The organism is Rhodoplanes sp. Z2-YC6860, assembly GCF_001579845.1.
GTDB lineage: Bacteria > Pseudomonadota > Alphaproteobacteria > Rhizobiales > Xanthobacteraceae > Z2-YC6860.
In genome coordinates, this window is the sequence record NZ_CP007440.1 from 4,405,474 (window position 1) to 4,420,350 (window position 14,877).

A 14,877-nucleotide genomic window follows, 5' to 3' on the forward strand; every position below is an offset into this window, starting at 1 on the left:
GTTCGGGGAGCAACGCATGCGACAATGGTGGCGCGAGATCGTTCGGTTCTTCGTCGAAGGTCTGCTTGACGATCCGGAATCGCAAGGCGTCGCGGCTCAAGCGGCGGCGCATCGGCCGAAATAAACCGACGTATTCGTGAAATCGCTATCGTGATACCGGCGAAGCCGTGGACGTTCGCGTCGCAATGAAACCGATGCGACCGGCGAGCCGGCTCAGCGCCATCTTCGTCCAGCGCTGCATGGGCGGCTCGGCAAAACGCCAGATCGCCCAGCACAGCGTCACGATCACGAATTGGATCGCCGCAACCAGCGTTGCGGGATGGGCGACCGGTCCGATCCGCTCGAACAGCGTATATCCGAGCTGCTGATGCAGCAGGTAAAGCGGATAGGTGATGCCGCCGATCGCGAGCACCAGCGCCGGGGGGAGCGGCAGAGATCGGATGCGCGTCGCGAGCAGAATGGCCGCAATCGAAACAAGGCAGATCGCCGTGACGATCCAGTTGTTGAACGGTTCGCCGCTGTGTTGGCGGAGCCATTGGAGATTGTGAATGGCATGAAATATCGCAGTTGCAACCGCGGCGGCCATCAGGCACTGCAGCAGAGCGTCGCGCCGGCCACGGTGAAACTGATAGATCATGATGCCGGTGGCGAAGAAGCCGCTGTAATCGGCGAGCAGCAACTTCCCGATGAGCTTGATGTCCAAGGTCAATTCATTGAGCAGCGAGACGCCAAGCCAGATCGCTACGATGAAATCGGTGCGCCTCGGGAATAGCCCGAGCCGGATGAAGAGCGTCACCCACGCATAGAAGACGATCTCGACCGCGAGCGACCAGTAGGCGCTGTCCATGTAGGGACGCGGCACCGCGGGCATCAGCAGGTTCGCGGCCCACTGCATGAGGCTCGTTCCGAACAGCGGCGCACCGAACAACAGTACGCCCAGGAACGTCAGCGTCATGCAGAGCACGTAGGTTGGATAGATCCGGGCGAAGCGCGCAATGGCGAAGCTCGAGGCGGTTCGCCCCTCCGCCGAATAGGCGATGACAAAGCCGCTGATGACGAAGAATATCGACACGCCGATAAAGCCGTAGTGGCCGATCGGAGCAAGCTCCGGCAGCGCCGCGTAGGTGGCGTCCTGCGTGGTCGGCCCGCGATAGCCATAGTGGAACGCCATCACCCCCAAAACCGCAACGAGGCGGAGCAGGTCCAGAAGAGGGACCCTGTTAGGGGCGTGCGCGTGCGCTGCGTCCAATGGAAGCATCGGCGCATCTACACCGCAGGTGGTGAAAATCACCTGAATCCAGGTCTAAAAAGGCGGTGCTCCATTGCGGTTCACCGACAATGTTATGGTTATTAAGGCGTCTACGCCGGTTGCAGCAACACTTGATCGCTGAATAGCGCGGGTTCGCTCCGGGTCACGGCATAGTCGGCGCGAGCGGCAAGGGGCGTAATCCCTTCGAGACCACGCGGATAGAGCTTGAAACGGGTCTGCGCGATCATCTGCTTCCGCAGTTCGATCCCGCTCGTGACCGATCCGGCGACGATGGCCACGCCGCCTTGGCGGAGCGAGGTGAGGTTTGTGACGATAGCGTCGTCGCTGCCGTACTCGAACAGCCCGCCTTCGGACGAGGCGGCGACGACGGCGCCGCGCATGTCTTCAAGAAGGGAGCGCAGCGCCGCCGTGTCATTCCAGTCATACGGTCGATGCGTGAAGGCAATGTCGAGTCCATGCAGCGGAGCACCAGGTGCCTGAAGCGCCACGAGTGCGTTGGCGCCAAAGCTTGGTCCTTCGGTCTGCGCGTCCATGACGTCGATTGCGATCGGCCGCTCCAGGAGTTTCGCATCGGAGCGGTTGAGCAAGATCAGCGCGTTGATGCTGTCGAGCGCGGGACCGCCCGCGATATTGACGAGATGCAGCGGTGCGTTGGGGTTGCGGGCCAGAGGCTCACGCAACGCCTCGGCAAGGAGCTTGGCGATCTGCTGCATCCGCAGCCGCAGCAGCGGGGCATGGGGTGTATCGGCGACCTTGCGGTCCACCGGACTGTCGAAGCCTGCGGGCAGGTGGTTGCCGCCAAGCTTCATGATGTAAGTGGTGATGCTGTCGAGATAGCCCTGGTCCGATTGAAACAGCGTCCGCAGCAGTCGTGAACGCCGGGCGGCCAGCCGCATCATGAGCTTGGTGAGGAAACGCGGCACTCTTTGTTGTTTGCGGATCCATTCGACGAACGTGTTGCGCAGTTCGGCATTGCTGGCCGGATCGTCGGGTACCGCGAAAGGCGGACGCGACACGTCGATGACCGGAAGCAGAAGGCCGTCGCCGGTCTTGGCGTAGACGAGGCCGTCACTTGCGTGGCTGGTGTCGGTCGGCATGGCTCGCGGGCACAACGCGGGAGGGGCCTTCGATATATAGGCCTTCAGCCAACCATCCGCTGCACCGGGGACTTTTTTTTCGGAGGCGGCAGCGGTTCAAGACCGCTTAGTCTTGTCCGGTGATTTCGCCGTCCACCACCATGAAAGTATGACGGTCTCTGCACACCGGGCAGCGCAGGATCATCTGCGCGTCACGTGGCATCTTCTGCATTTCGGCGCGGGTCGATAGAAACCCCGTGTCAAATTTCTGACCGGTCGCCGGACATTTGAAAACGAGATTTCCCACGACGCATTCCCTTCAGCATATCGCGGGGGCGACGATGAGATTCCCAGCGCCATGCAGCGCCGCGATAATGAAGAAAAAGGTCCTGCTCCCCCCCGGAAGCAGGACCCTCAAGGTGTGTCTGCCAAGTCGCGCTTCTTAGGCTGCGGTTCTTTTAAGGAAGCTCTGACTTTGTGCCCGTTCGGCGAGTTCGATGCTCATCTGACGCAATTCATCGGCGGTAATTTTGTCCGGGCATTCATCTGCCAGGCGCTCGCACCAGAGAGCGTAGAACCGGAGATCAAGGCTGCTGTCGACCATATGTCTTTGATACTGGACGAATGCCACGTCGGGTATCCGTACAACTACGAACGAAACGGTGGCCGGTGTTCGAGGCTCTTATCCGCCAGGCGTTATCGAGATCATTGCAGGATGTTCCGTTTGGCGGGACGCCTCATGCTCAATGCTGCGATGTTGATGGGTCCTGACTGCAGGCTTCACGTCCCGGCCACATTAAATTCCGGACATGCGCCAAAACGCGGAACTGCTTCAGCTAGGCTACGTTGTCGGGGGCGTCGCAATCCGAGGAGATCGTCTGATGACCAATCTTGCGAAACTGGCGCTCGCGGTGGCTCTCACTGTCGGTATCTGCAGCGGCGGTGCGATGGCCCAGAGCACCCCTTCTTCCGATCCGGCCAAGGCCGACACATCCGATCCGGGCAGCACGCCCAAGGCGAAGCCCGCACCGGCCAAGGCCAAGAAGGCGGCCCATCACTCCAAGAAACAGCACAAGTCGATGTAGCGCATCGCGCCTGTTTGAGTTGGAAAGACCGCCCCTCGGGCGGTCTTTTCGTTTTTGAACTCTGCCGCAACGTGGAGGATCGCACGCATGCCTCGTTTCCGGCCGCGGGCCGCCTCGCATAGGATCCAGTAAGCTTCCAGGCGCCATGGGCTACCACCGTTCCGCGGTGTAAAACGGCGGGATGATTGACAAGACTCCAGGCTCTGCATCGATCGGCCCATCTGCAGCGTCCATTTCCTCTTGGGCGCCATTCCGCCATCCGGTCTTTGCGATCCTCTGGATCGCGACGGTGATCTCCAACATTGGCACCTGGATGCAGAATGCCGCGGCCGGCTGGCTGATGACCGGCCTCAATCCGGATCCGCTGATTGTCTCGCTGGTGCAGGTTGCGACCACGTTGCCGATGTTCCTGTTCGGCATTCCGGCAGGCGCCTTGGCCGACATCCTCGATCGGCGCAAGCTCTTGATCGCCGTGCAGCTCTTGCTCACGATCCTCGTCGCAGGCTTTTCGCTGCTGGTCTGGCTCAACCGGATCACGCCGGCTTCGCTCCTCGGCTTCACCTTCGTGATGGGCGTTGGCGCTGCGCTGATTGCGCCGGCCTGGCAGTCGATCGTGCCGCAACTCGTGCCGCGTGAGGAACTGTCGCCCGCGGTCGCCGCGAACAGCGTCGGCATCAATGTCAGCCGCGCCGTCGGGCCTGCACTGGCGGGCCTGCTGATCGGCGCGCTCGGGATTGCCGCGCCATTCTGGATCAATGCGGTCACCAGCCTTGGGGTGATCGCAGCGCTGATCTGGTGGCGGCCGCAGGAGCGCATATCGAAGAGCCTGCCGCCAGAGCGCTTCGGCAGCGCCATGCTGGTCGGTTTGCGTCATGCGCGGCGCAACCCGCATCTGCGCGCGACGCTCATCCGCGCGATCGGATTCTTCATCTTCGCCAGCGCCTACTGGGCGCTGCTGCCGCTCGTCGCACGCAACCAGGTGCAGGGCGGTCCCACGCTTTACGGCATCCTGCTTGGCGCGATCGGAGGCAGCGCGGTGATCGGTGCGCTCGTGTTGCCGCTGATCAGGGACCGTCTCGGCGCAGACGGATTGGCTTCGGCCGGCACCGTGGGAACGGCCGTGGCGCTTGCGCTGTTCGGGCTCGCACGCAATCCCGCGACAGCGCTGGTTGCAAGCTTCGTCGCCGGCCTGTCGTGGATCGCCGTGCTCGCGACCATCAATGTCTCCGCGCAGATGAGCCTGCCGGCCTGGGTGCGGGGCAGAGGGCTGGCGCTGTTCGTCACCGTGATGTTCGGCGCGATGAGTCTCGGCAGCATGGCCTGGGGGCAGGTGGCGGCGCATGTCGGATTGCCGGCGAGCCATATCATCGCGGCCGCGGCGCTCGTCATCGCGCTCGTCGCGTTGCGGCGCTGGAAGCTGCAGACCGGTGCGGGCGTCGATCTCAATCCATCGATGCACTGGCCTGCGCCGGTGCTCGCCCAGAACATCGACAGCGATCGTGGGCCGGTGCTGGTGACGATCGAGTACCGCATCGACCCGAACGACCGGGACGCGTTCCTCGACGCATTGCTCGCGCTGTCCGATCAGCGCCGCCGCGACGGCGCCTTCGAGTGGGGCGTGTTCGAGGACGTGGCCGAACCGGACAAGTTCGTGGAGACTTTCCTGATCGCATCCTGGATCGAGCACCTGCGCCAGCATGAGCGGGTGACCCAGGAGGGGCGGGACCTGCAGGAGCGGGTGCAGGCGTTTCATAAGGGGGCGACGCCGCCAGCGGTGGCGCATCTGATCGCCGCTGAAATCGGGGCTTAAGCGAGCTCAATTCAGTCAGGGCTTTGTAGGATCCTGCGGGAGGAGGCATGTCGGCTTGACAGCCTCAAACAAAATCTCGATAAAAATACCCAACATCGAGATATTGGCAGATGTTAGAGGAAACGGACCAAGCGAGTAAGGCGTCGACCCTGGCCGTCCAAGCATTTGACCGGCTGCGCGCCGACATCATCAGCGCCAAACTCAAGCCCGGCGAGAAGATGCTCGTGGAGCATCTGCGCGAAGCCTACGGAGTCGGCGCCACGCCGCTGCGCGAGGCGTTGTCCAAGCTCACCTCGCTTGAGCTTGTCACCGCGGAGGGCCAGCGCGGCTTTCGCGTGGCTCCTGTGTCGGTCGAGAACCTGCTCGACATCACCAAGACCCGCGCTTGGGTCGAGGGCGCGGCGTTGCGCGCGGCCATCGACCGGGGCGACCGGGCCTGGGAGGCCGAGATCATCGCCGCGGCACACCGGCTGCGCGGATGCCCAAAACAGGACGGCGAGAAGCTCAGCGACCCGTGGTATCGCGGCAATCGCGAGTTTCATGACGCGCTGGTCGGCGCCTGCCAGTCGCGCCAGACCATGAATTTCCGCGCCCAACTCTACGATCTCAGCGACCGCTACCGGCGTCTCTCGGTGCAACACGGCCTCGGCGGCCGTGACTTCGACCTGGAGCACCAGCGCATCATGGAAGCGGCGCTCGCGCGTGATGCGAATGCCGCCATCACGTTCACGGCCGAGCATTTCATCGAGACCACGCGGGTGATCCTGGCGGGCGAGGAGCGAGGCGAGGATTTCGTCGCGCGCACCATTTCGGGCCTTCGGCGCGACGTCCGCTCAGGTCTCGGCCTGCCGTGAGCCAATTCAACGGGGAATATCCATGATCCAGTACGGCAAGATCGTCGACATCAGCCTTGAGCTCGATCCGAAGAACTTCGGCATGCGCACGCCGGCAGGCTTCAAGAAAGACATGCAGTTCGAGATGGAGGTCATCAAGGAGCACGACGCGCCGGGCGGCGCCGGTCAGATCGTGCGTGGCGTGCACATGCGGCTCCACGCCGGAAGCCACGTCGACGCGCCGGAGCACAACGTGCGCGGCGGCACGCAGATCCATCAGTTGCCCTTGGACCTGTTCATCGGCGACGCCGTCATCGCCGACTTCCGCCACAAGCTGCCGAGCAAAGCGATCACCGAGAAGGACATGGAGAACTCGCTCGGCAACCGTATCCGCAAGGGCGATCGGTTGTTGCTGCGCACCGACCATAACAACACTTATGACGGTGGCTCAGAGAAATGGATGGTTGAATCGCCGTATCTCACCATCGGCGCCACGATGTGGTGCATCGACAAGGGCGTGGTGATCGTCGGTTACGATTTCTATCACGGCAATGACGAGCCCAACGCGCCGCGCACCTTCCACAATTCGCGTACGCTCAGCGAGCACGGCATCATCACCATGCCGTATCTGAAGAACCTCGACCGCATCGAGAAAGAGCGCTTCACGCTGATCGGCCTGCCACTCAATCTGATCGGCGCCGAAGCCTCGCCGATCCGCGCCGTCGCGCTCTGCTGATTTCGAACGAACAACAAATGAACCGGGAGGGAATACCATGCGCGTCATCGCGCTGCTTGCTGCTTTGCTGGCCGGATGGATGGGGCTTGCCACGCAAGCCCGCGCCGAGGATCAGTATCCTTCGCGTGTCATCACGATCGTTGCACCGATCACCGCGGGCACCACCATCGACATCCTGGCGCGTCTCTATGCCGATCGGTTGTCGGTGAAACTCGGTCAGCAGGTGGTGGTGCTGAATCGCCCGGGCGCTGGAGGTCTCATCGGCGCGCAGGCGGTCGCAACCGCTCCGGCTGACGGCTATACGCTGCTGTTCGCCAACTCCGGGCACGCCATCCTCGGCACCCTGAACAAGAATCTGCCATTCGATCCGGTGCGGGATTTCTCCGGCGTGGCGCTGGTTGGCGAGGCGCCGACTGTCGTGACCGTGGCGCCTTCGCTCGGCGTCTCGAACCTCAAGGAGTTTGTCGCGCTCGCGAAGTCCAAACCTGGTGAGGTGAACTACGGTTCGGCCGGCATCGGCACTGCGACGCATCTCGCCGGCGCTTATTTCGCGCTGAAGACGGGCACCGACATGGTGCATGTGCCCTACACGGTGAGCGCCACGATCATTGCCGACCTGCTCGGTGGACGCATCCAAGCCTCGTTCGTGCCGGTGGCCTTCGTGCAGCAACTGTTGGCCGACGGGCGGCTGCGCGCGCTCGCGGTCTCGTCGAAAGAACCGGTGACCGAGCCGGTCGCGATCCCGACCGCGCTGTCGCAGGGCGTCGATTATACGAATGCCACCTGGTACGGCATCCTGGCGTCCGCCAAGACGCCCAAGCCGATCCTGAAAAAGCTCAGCGAAGCGATTTCCGAAGTCGGCAAGGACGCCGAGTTGCAGGCGAAGATCCGGGCGCAAGCGATCGAGCCGCGTGATATGCCGCTGGAAAAATTCGATCAGAGCATCCTGGCCGACATGGCCCGGCTCGATCCGCTGCTCAAGGCCATTGCCGAGAAAAGGTAGCCGGTTGAGCGATTGTAACGGGGCGCGCTCAGGCCTAAAGCTCTGGGCCGGGAGGGTTGCCCCATGACGACGCCGGAGACGACGCCGAAAACATCGCGGGACGCGGCCGCGACGCTGGCCGTACCACCGCCGGCCCCTGCGGCACCGGCGGCCGTGTCCGCGCCCTGGTATTCGCGCTTCGGCAACCTTGCGCAGATCGCCTCAGCCGTGATCGCGCTGGTCGGCTTCGCGGTGGTGATCTTTCAACTCAACGACAACCGCAAGAAATCGGAAGCTGAGGCTTATCGCGCCGAACTCGCCGACGCGCGGCGCAACTACGCAACCTACAGCGACGCGATCTTGCGCTATCCGCATCTGTCCGATCCCGACTATGCGGCGCTGATGCGCAACCATAATGAGTACCTGCGCTACCAGGCCTTCGTGAGCCACATGATCTACGCCTACGATGACATCTTGAATGTTGTGCGAGGCGGCGGCGACAACGAGGGCATCAAGGAATGGCTGACGGCGTTCCAGGTGGATATCAGGCTCCACCGCCGCTACCTGTGTCATCCGGCCGACAAGCGCTTTACCGAAACCTACCGGCCGTTCATGCAAAAGCTTTTGAAAGACGCTGCCGGCGACTGCAAGGATGTGCCGGAGTTGGTGGAAGCCACAAAGCCGCAAGGCTCGCCTGCCGTCAACGATTGACACCGCCCGCCAAGCGGTAGCAAAAGACGCCTGTCGGCATCGCGCCGGCCCGGTCGCAGCCTACCCGGTAAAAACAAGGAGCCCAGTATGAGATTTCCGGCCCGTTGGGTCGGGCACGGCGGCATTGTCCGCCGGCCTGATCTCCACGTCGTCCACCCGCGCTTCGCCCGCCCGGCGAACTAGCGGTGGCCCATGTATACGATCTGCAAACGCTTTGCGTTCTCGGCCTCGCACGTCATCGGCGGGCTTGCTCCCGACCATCCCTGCGGACGACTGCACGGTCACAACTACCAAGTCGAGGTGAACCTGCAATCCAGCGCGCTCGACGACACGGGTTTCGTGCGTGACTTTCATGAACTTGCCGCCCTGAAGCAGTTCATCGACGGCACGCTCGACCACAAGCACCTCAACGACGTTCTTGGCCACGATCGCACCACCACGGAGGTGATCTGCAAGTGGCTGTATGACTGGTGCAAGACGCGATGGCCGGAGGTCACGGCCGTGCGTGTCAGCGAAACGCCCAACACTTGGGCCGAATATCGGCCATGAAGGAGACCATCCGGATCAGCGAGATCTTCGGGCCGACCGTGCAAGGTGAGGGTCCGCTGATCGGCAGGCCGGCCGTGTTCGTCCGCACCGGCGGCTGCGATTACCGCTGCGCGTGGTGCGATACGCTTTACGCTGTGCTGCCCGAATACCGCAGCGAATGGACGCCGATGACACCCGAGCAAATCGTCGCGCGCATCGATGATCTGACCGCGGGCCATCCGATCCCGGTCACGCTCACCGGCGGCAACCCGGCCACACAGCCGCTCGAGCCGTTGATCGAACTCGGACGCGCGCGGGGTCACGGCTTCGCGGTGGAGACTCAGGGCAGCGTGGCGGCGCCCTGGTTCGCTGCGCTCGATTGGCTGATCCTGAGCCCAAAGCCGCCGTCATCGGGCATGACAACCGATTGGGATGCTCTCGATGCCTGCCTTGGCGCAGCCGGGCAGGGACCGCGCGTGGTGCTGAAGGTCGTTGTGTTCGACGACGCCGACTTCGCCTATGCCAAGGATTTGTCGAGCCGCCACCCGACGCTCCCGGTGTACCTTCAGGTCGGCAATCCGGCGCCATTGATCGCGGCTGACGGCCGGCAATCTGAAGACGCCGACATGGATGATCTTGGCGCACGCCTGCGCTGGCTGATCGGACGGGTGACGGACGATCGCTGGTTCAGCGCGACCGTGCTGCCGCAGCTTCACGTGCTGGCCTGGGGCAACAGGCGCGGCGTCTGAACCTAACCTGCAGGCGCGACCATGCCGCTGTCGACGCCGCGTGTCGCCCAACCGGTCATGCGGCGCTCGATAATGCTTGCAACCGCATACATCAGAATGCCCATCACGCCGGTGACCAGAAGCCCGGCGAAGGCGAGCGGCACCTCGAAGCGCGACGATGCAACCAGCATCAGATTGCCGATGCCTTTGTTCGATCCCACGGTCTCGGCCACGATCGAGCCGACAAAAGCCACCGTGATCGCAACTTTCAGCGAGGCGAAGAAATAAGGCATCGAACGCGGCAGCCCGACCTTTTTGATCACCTGCCAACGAGAAGCGCCGAGCGCGCGGAGAACGTCCTGTAATTCCGGCTCCACGGTGGCGATCCCGGTCGCGACATTCACCAGGATGGGGAAGAATGCCAGCAGGAACGCCGTGATGATCGCCGGCACCGTGCCGATGCCGAACCAAATGATTAGGATCGGCACCACGGCGACCTTCGGAATGGTGTTGAAGCCGATCAGTGCCGGGTAGAAGCCGTCATAGACCAGCGTCGACGAGCCGATCGCGATGCCGCCGAGCAGCCCCACCACGATCGCGAACAGGCAGCCGACCGCGGTGGTCATGAAGGTCTGCCAGGCGTTGTCGAGGATCGGGCCATGCCATTGCCAGCCGGCGGCGAAGATCGCGCTGGGCGCGGGCAGCACGAAGGGTTCGATGCGCAACCCAGTGACCAGCACCTGCCAGAGCCCGAAGATTGCGGCCACGACAAGCCAGGGCAGCACCCGCCGGAACGCTTTGTTGCGAGAAAGCTTCCGCCGTCTCTTCTTGCGAACCGGCGTCGCGTCGAGGGCGGCGTCGGTCATGCGGCCTTCCTTGCGGCGCTGATGTGCTCGCGTAGCTCCTGCACGAGGCCGACCGCGTAAGGCTCATAGGTCATCGGCAGGGCGCGAGGACGAGGAAGATTCACCACGCGCTCGGCGACGATCCGGCCGGGCCGCGCGCTCATGACGAGAATGCGGTCGGATAGGAAAACGGCTTCGCGGAGATCGTGCGTCACCAGGATCACGGTTGGCTTGCGATTGAGCCACAGGTCCTGCATCGCCAGCCACAGTTCTTCGCGAGTGAACATGTCGAGCGCGCCGAACGGCTCGTCGAGCATCAGGAGCGACGGATCGTGGATCAGCGCCCGGCAGATCGAGGCACGCTGTTGCATGCCGCCGGAGAGTTGCCAGGGGAATTTGTCCTCGAAACCTTTCAGACCCACGAGTTCCAGAAGCTCGCGCGCCTTGGCTTCGTAGCTTGCGCGCTCGCGGCGCAGCCGCGAGGCATGTGGCTCCGCGATCTCCAAGGGCAGCATGACGTTGTCGAGCGTGGTCCGCCACGGCAGCAGCGTCGGGTTTTGGAACGCCATGCCGGTGATGCTGAGGGGCTTATCGACCTCGCGATTGTTGACGATGACGCCGCCGCGCGAGGGCGGCCATAGTCCGGTGACCACCTTCATGAGAGTCGACTTGCCGCAGCCCGAGGGGCCGACCACCGCGACGAACTCGCCGCTGTCGACCCGCATCGACATGTCCTGCAGCGCCAGCGTGCCGTCCTCATCGTCGCCATAGCGCAACCAGACGCGGTCGAGATCGACGAAGTTTTTCAAGACGCGTCCTCGCGTTGCTTTCTGCCCAGCGGATCGACGCCATGGCCTGCGGCCCAAGACATCGCCCACGCCGCTTCCCACGCTGTTGTCCATGACCAGGTCGAAAGACCCTCAAGGTCTGCGAATTGCTTGATTGCGCGCCACATGATGCCGCGAAGGCTTGCAACGAGCGTGCCAAGCTTGTGACAAGCCCATGTCCGGGCATGCTTCTTGCTTCGACGCGAACGCCGGCGGCTCACGAGGGATCAATCGCGATGGTCGCAAAATACATGAAATTTCGCGGACACGGCCCGGCAAACTGCGGGGATCGGCGTCAAGTCAGCCGGCGTACCATACTGCTCGGCGCCGCCGCCACAGTGCTCATCGCTCCGGCATCGTTCACTCGTCGCGCCGTGGCGGAAACCAAATCCGTCAAGATCATGATGGACTGGATCATCCAGGGCACGCACGCGCCTTACTTCCTTGCGCAGCAGAAGGGTTACTTCAAGGACGCAGGAGTCGTCGTCGACGCGCTCGATGCCGGCAAGGGCGCCACCAACGTGGCGGTGAGCGTGGCGGGCGGTGCCTATCAGTTCGGCTGGGTCGATATGCCGTCGATGGTGCGCTTCAACGCCATGAACCCGTCGTCGCCGCTGCTTGCGGTCTATATCAGCTTTGACGATTCACCGCTCGCGGTCGTCACCCGCAAGGACGCAGGCATCCGCAAGCCAGCCGACCTCGACGGCAAAAAGATTGCGGGCGGCCCCGGCACCGCCGTGCACGACACAGTGTCGATTCTGCTCAAGGCGGCCAAAGCCGAGAACGTCAAGATTGAATGGATCAACGTGCAGCCCCAGCTCTTCGGCCCGATGCTGAAGCGCGGCGAGGTGGCCGGCACCGGCGGTTTCACAAATTCGAACATCCCGGCGGCGCTCGAGCTTGGCATGACGATGGACGATCTGTCGGTGCTGAAATATTCCGAATTCGGCGCCAACATGTACGGCCTTGCGCTCGTTACGACGAAGAAGTTCGCGGACGAGAATCCGGAGACCGTGAAGGGCGTGGTCGCAGCGCTGAACAGAGGCACCAAGGATACCGTCGCGGATCCCGACGCGGGTCTCGCAGTGCTCAAAGCCCGCGATCCCATGATGAAGCTCGACATCGAGAAGGTGCGGCTTGGTTTGGCTCTGGAATTGACCAAGACCGCCGCGGTCATGAAGAACGGGCTGAGTGTGGTCGATCCCGCGAAGCTGCAATTCACCATCGACGCGATCTGCGAGGCCTACAGCCTCGCGACCAAGCCAGCACCCGGCGATGTGTACACGGAAAAATTTCTGCCGCCGTTGGCGGAACGGATGCTGTCCAAAACTTGAAAGCTTGATTGCGGGCGCTTATCGCACAATGCGCGGCACGAATTTGCAACCAGCCACCTCCCGCTAGCCGAAAAGGATCGGTAGACTTCTCATGCCGATCTAAGAGATCAGGCGTCCAATAAAAAACATTGGGAGGTCTGTCATGAAAGCATCCGCGATTCGTTTGTGCGCGTCCTTGGCCGGCCTTGCCGTGATGTGCGCGGCTGGTCCGACGCGCGCCGAGCCGCTGCCGCCCGTTGCGACGACATTGAAGGCCAGTGAAACCGCCATCATCCTGGTCGACTTCCAGGCCAACTTCACTTCGCCGGACGGCGCCTGGTACGGAAAGTTCAAGGAACACTACGCCAAGACGCATATGCTCGAACGTACCGTCGATCTCGTGAAGAAAGCTCGCGCCAAAGGCGTGCTCGTTGTGCACGTCACCGAGGGTTACACCCAGGACTATCGCGAGCTCGATCCGACCAATCCTGGCGGCTTCCACCGCGGCCAGATCAACCGCGGCGCCTGGAAGGTCGGCTCCAAGGAGGCTGCATACTACGAACCGCTGCGCCCCGGCCCAGGCGACCGCGACTTGTTCCTGCCGCCACGTGTCCAGGTCAGTGCGTTCGGCGGCACCGGTCTGAACGACATCCTGCGATCGAAAGGCATCAAGAACGTCGCCATCGCGGGCTTCACCAGCGATGTCTGCGTTTATGCGTCCGTTATCTCAGCCTATGACCTCGGCTATCACGTCTACGCGCTGCGCGAGGGCACCATCGGTTTCTTCGATCAGATGGCTGAGCAGATGGTCAACAGCGTTTATCCGATGTGGTCGCAGGTCGTCGGTCACGACGAGTTCGACAACATGCTGCAATCGGAAACAGGCGAGCCGAAACGGGCGTCGGCGAATTAGGTCGCTCTCACGGGCTGCGGGGCGGCAAGCGGTGCGGTGCAGGCATCGTAGCAGTAGAACCAATCGGTTTCGGTCGGACCGCCCATCCAGGTGTTCTCGACGGAGATGCGCTGGACGTCGCCGACACGAGCCTGCCGTGTCGCCTCATAGCTGCGGAAGGCTGCGGCTGGGGTATCGAACTCAAAAAGACAGCGGCTCAGGATTGCCGCATCCTCAATGGCCATGGCGCCCCCGGCCGCCATGAACGGCCTCACCGGATGGCAGGCGTCGCCGAGAAGCGCGACACGGCCGCCGCTCCATCGGTCGTTGCGTTCGCGGTCGAAGACTGGCCACACACTCGCGTCTCGCACGACATTGAGCACACGCTGCAAATCGGGATGGAAATGCCCGAATCCTTCGAACAGCGCCTCACGCGAACTGGGCAACGACGCCGCTTCGGTGTCCCAGCTTTTCCGTGGCATTACGCCGATTACATAGACTTCATCGCGTCGGTGCGTCATGAAATAGACCAGGAGATGCCTGTCCGGCCCCCACCATTTGGTGCAATCGGGAATCTTGTATCCGCCGAGCAGTTCGGTCGGGAAAATTGCGCGATGCGCTATCTTGCCAATGAAGCGCGGCGGCTCGAAGCCGATGAGATGCTCTCGGACCTTGGAGTTCACGCCGTCAGCGCCGATGACGATGTCGGCTTCGACCGTCACACCGTTGTCGAAGCGCAATCGCACCGCGTCTGCGCTTTCTTTGACTTCGAGAAGCCGGTGATTGAAAGCGACGGCGCTTGGCTCAACCACACTATGGATGACGGCATGCAGGTCGCCGCGATGAATGTTGACATAGGGCCCGCCAAATCGGGCCTCGCTCTCGGCATCGAACCAGATGTCATAGATCGTTTTGCCGGTATCCCAGGCCCGACTGATATAACAATCTGCCTTGATACCGGTGTCGACCAGCATCTGCTCGACACCGAGCCGGCGTAGCACCTTGGTGGCATTGGAAGTCAGAATGATGCCTGCGCCGATGCGCGAGAACGACGGCGCCTGCTCATAGACGATCACGGGAAAGCCTGCGCGTTGCAGGAAGCCAGCGACGGTCATCCCGCCAAGGCCCGCGCCCACCACTGCGATCCTCGTCTTGCGATCCATGACTTCACTCTGACGAGCGTCCTATCTTGCAAATTCTATGCTGCGGCTGAGACGGCAGGAAAAATGCAGAGATGGCGT

General features: G+C 62.7%; 17 protein-coding genes. 10 read left to right on the forward strand and 7 right to left on the reverse strand.

What is annotated here, in order from left to right:
* Positions 1-145 precede the first annotated feature (145 nt).
* From RHPLAN_RS20480 to RHPLAN_RS39525, 4 genes are all read right to left on the reverse strand, one after another.
* The gene (locus tag RHPLAN_RS20480; protein WP_068021350.1) at positions 146-1,258 is read right to left on the reverse strand and encodes an acyltransferase family protein; all 1,113 of its coding nucleotides are present in this window, start codon (positions 1,256-1,258) and stop codon (positions 146-148) included.
* A gap of 101 nt (positions 1,259-1,359) precedes the next feature.
* Positions 1,360-2,367, reverse strand: coding sequence for a hypothetical protein (locus RHPLAN_RS20485; RefSeq protein WP_068021352.1), 1,008 nt, complete (start codon positions 2,365-2,367; stop codon positions 1,360-1,362).
* Positions 2,368-2,473: 106 nt separating this feature from the next.
* Positions 2,474-2,653 carry a hypothetical protein gene (locus RHPLAN_RS39520; RefSeq protein WP_157100387.1) on the reverse strand — a complete coding sequence of 60 codons (180 nt, stop codon included), beginning with the start codon at positions 2,651-2,653 and terminating at the stop codon, positions 2,474-2,476.
* A gap of 135 nt (positions 2,654-2,788) precedes the next feature.
* On the reverse strand, positions 2,789-2,977 hold the full coding sequence (locus RHPLAN_RS39525) for a hypothetical protein (protein WP_157100388.1): 189 nt from the start codon (positions 2,975-2,977) through the stop codon (positions 2,789-2,791).
* Positions 2,978-3,227: 250 nt separating this feature from the next.
* Here RHPLAN_RS39525 and RHPLAN_RS20490 point away from each other — a divergent pair, with 250 nt between their 5' ends.
* The 8 genes from RHPLAN_RS20490 (at position 3,228) to queE (ending at position 9,780) form a co-directional block, all read left to right on the forward strand.
* Positions 3,228-3,431, forward strand: a complete 204-nt coding sequence (locus RHPLAN_RS20490; RefSeq protein ID WP_068021355.1) for a hypothetical protein — start codon at positions 3,228-3,230, stop codon at positions 3,429-3,431.
* A gap of 181 nt (positions 3,432-3,612) precedes the next feature.
* A complete protein-coding gene (locus RHPLAN_RS20495) occupies positions 3,613-5,241 on the forward strand; it encodes an MFS transporter (protein ID WP_068021357.1) in 1,629 nt (542 codons plus the stop codon).
* A 110-nt stretch (positions 5,242-5,351) separates the two neighbouring features.
* A complete protein-coding gene (locus tag RHPLAN_RS20500; protein ID WP_068021359.1) occupies positions 5,352-6,095 on the forward strand; it encodes a GntR family transcriptional regulator in 744 nt (247 codons plus the stop codon).
* 22 nt (positions 6,096-6,117) lie between these two features.
* Entirely contained in the window at positions 6,118-6,810 is a 693-nt protein-coding gene (locus RHPLAN_RS20505; protein WP_068021361.1) for a cyclase family protein, read from the forward strand.
* A 37-nt stretch (positions 6,811-6,847) separates the two neighbouring features.
* Positions 6,848-7,813 carry a Bug family tripartite tricarboxylate transporter substrate binding protein gene (locus RHPLAN_RS20510; protein ID WP_068021363.1) on the forward strand — a complete coding sequence of 322 codons (966 nt, stop codon included), beginning with the start codon at positions 6,848-6,850 and terminating at the stop codon, positions 7,811-7,813.
* Positions 7,814-7,876: 63 nt separating this feature from the next.
* Positions 7,877-8,503, forward strand: a complete 627-nt coding sequence (locus tag RHPLAN_RS20515) for a hypothetical protein (protein ID WP_068021365.1) — start codon at positions 7,877-7,879, stop codon at positions 8,501-8,503.
* A gap of 192 nt (positions 8,504-8,695) precedes the next feature.
* The gene (queD, locus tag RHPLAN_RS20520; protein WP_068021367.1) at positions 8,696-9,052 is read left to right on the forward strand and encodes a 6-carboxytetrahydropterin synthase QueD; all 357 of its coding nucleotides are present in this window, start codon (positions 8,696-8,698) and stop codon (positions 9,050-9,052) included.
* Entirely contained in the window at positions 9,049-9,780 is a 732-nt protein-coding gene (queE, locus tag RHPLAN_RS20525; RefSeq protein WP_068021369.1) for a 7-carboxy-7-deazaguanine synthase QueE, read from the forward strand. Before queD ends, queE begins: the two co-directional genes overlap by 4 nt.
* 2 nt (positions 9,781-9,782) lie before the next feature.
* Here queE and RHPLAN_RS20530 read toward each other — a convergent pair whose 3' ends face one another.
* Both RHPLAN_RS20530 and RHPLAN_RS20535 read right to left on the reverse strand, forming a co-directional pair.
* Entirely contained in the window at positions 9,783-10,625 is an 843-nt protein-coding gene (locus RHPLAN_RS20530) for an ABC transporter permease (protein ID WP_068021371.1), read from the reverse strand.
* A complete protein-coding gene (locus RHPLAN_RS20535) occupies positions 10,622-11,413 on the reverse strand; it encodes an ABC transporter ATP-binding protein (RefSeq protein ID WP_068021373.1) in 792 nt (263 codons plus the stop codon). The genes RHPLAN_RS20530 and RHPLAN_RS20535 overlap by 4 nt, the downstream gene beginning before the upstream one ends.
* 356 nt (positions 11,414-11,769) lie before the next feature.
* On the opposite strand from RHPLAN_RS20535, the gene RHPLAN_RS20540 reads away from it, so the two are divergent.
* Together RHPLAN_RS20540 and RHPLAN_RS20545 are read left to right on the forward strand one after the other, a co-directional pair.
* Positions 11,770-12,765: an ABC transporter substrate-binding protein gene (locus RHPLAN_RS20540; protein WP_198164433.1), complete on the forward strand. Its 996-nt coding sequence runs from the start codon at positions 11,770-11,772 to the stop codon at positions 12,763-12,765.
* Between the two features lie 142 nt (positions 12,766-12,907).
* The gene (locus tag RHPLAN_RS20545; RefSeq protein ID WP_068021377.1) at positions 12,908-13,657 is read left to right on the forward strand and encodes a cysteine hydrolase family protein; all 750 of its coding nucleotides are present in this window, start codon (positions 12,908-12,910) and stop codon (positions 13,655-13,657) included.
* Here RHPLAN_RS20545 and RHPLAN_RS20550 read toward each other — a convergent pair.
* Positions 13,654-14,799, reverse strand: a complete 1,146-nt coding sequence (locus RHPLAN_RS20550) for an FAD-dependent monooxygenase (RefSeq protein WP_068021379.1) — start codon at positions 14,797-14,799, stop codon at positions 13,654-13,656. The genes RHPLAN_RS20545 and RHPLAN_RS20550 overlap by 4 nt on opposite strands.
* Positions 14,800-14,877: the final 78 nt, after the last annotated feature.

Coding starts and splice junctions, on each gene's coding strand:
- RHPLAN_RS20505 (WP_068021361.1), top strand. CDS start 6,118: ATGATCCAGTACGGCAAGATCGTCGACATCAGCCTTGAGCTCGATCCG.
- RHPLAN_RS20495 (WP_068021357.1), top strand. CDS start 3,613: ATGATTGACAAGACTCCAGGCTCTGCATCGATCGGCCCATCTGCAGCG.
- RHPLAN_RS20490 (WP_068021355.1), top strand. CDS start 3,228: ATGACCAATCTTGCGAAACTGGCGCTCGCGGTGGCTCTCACTGTCGGT.
- queD (WP_068021367.1), top strand. CDS start 8,696: ATGTATACGATCTGCAAACGCTTTGCGTTCTCGGCCTCGCACGTCATC.
- RHPLAN_RS20485 (WP_068021352.1), bottom strand. CDS start 2,367: ATGCCGACCGACACCAGCCACGCAAGTGACGGCCTCGTCTACGCCAAG.
- RHPLAN_RS20550 (WP_068021379.1), bottom strand. CDS start 14,799: ATGGATCGCAAGACGAGGATCGCAGTGGTGGGCGCGGGCCTTGGCGGG.
- RHPLAN_RS20510 (WP_068021363.1), top strand. CDS start 6,848: ATGCGCGTCATCGCGCTGCTTGCTGCTTTGCTGGCCGGATGGATGGGG.
- RHPLAN_RS20545 (WP_068021377.1), top strand. CDS start 12,908: ATGAAAGCATCCGCGATTCGTTTGTGCGCGTCCTTGGCCGGCCTTGCC.
- RHPLAN_RS20480 (WP_068021350.1), bottom strand. CDS start 1,258: ATGCTTCCATTGGACGCAGCGCACGCGCACGCCCCTAACAGGGTCCCT.
- RHPLAN_RS20500 (WP_068021359.1), top strand. CDS start 5,352: ATGTTAGAGGAAACGGACCAAGCGAGTAAGGCGTCGACCCTGGCCGTC.
- RHPLAN_RS20530 (WP_068021371.1), bottom strand. CDS start 10,625: ATGACCGACGCCGCCCTCGACGCGACGCCGGTTCGCAAGAAGAGACGG.
- queE (WP_068021369.1), top strand. CDS start 9,049: ATGAAGGAGACCATCCGGATCAGCGAGATCTTCGGGCCGACCGTGCAA.
- RHPLAN_RS20515 (WP_068021365.1), top strand. CDS start 7,877: ATGACGACGCCGGAGACGACGCCGAAAACATCGCGGGACGCGGCCGCG.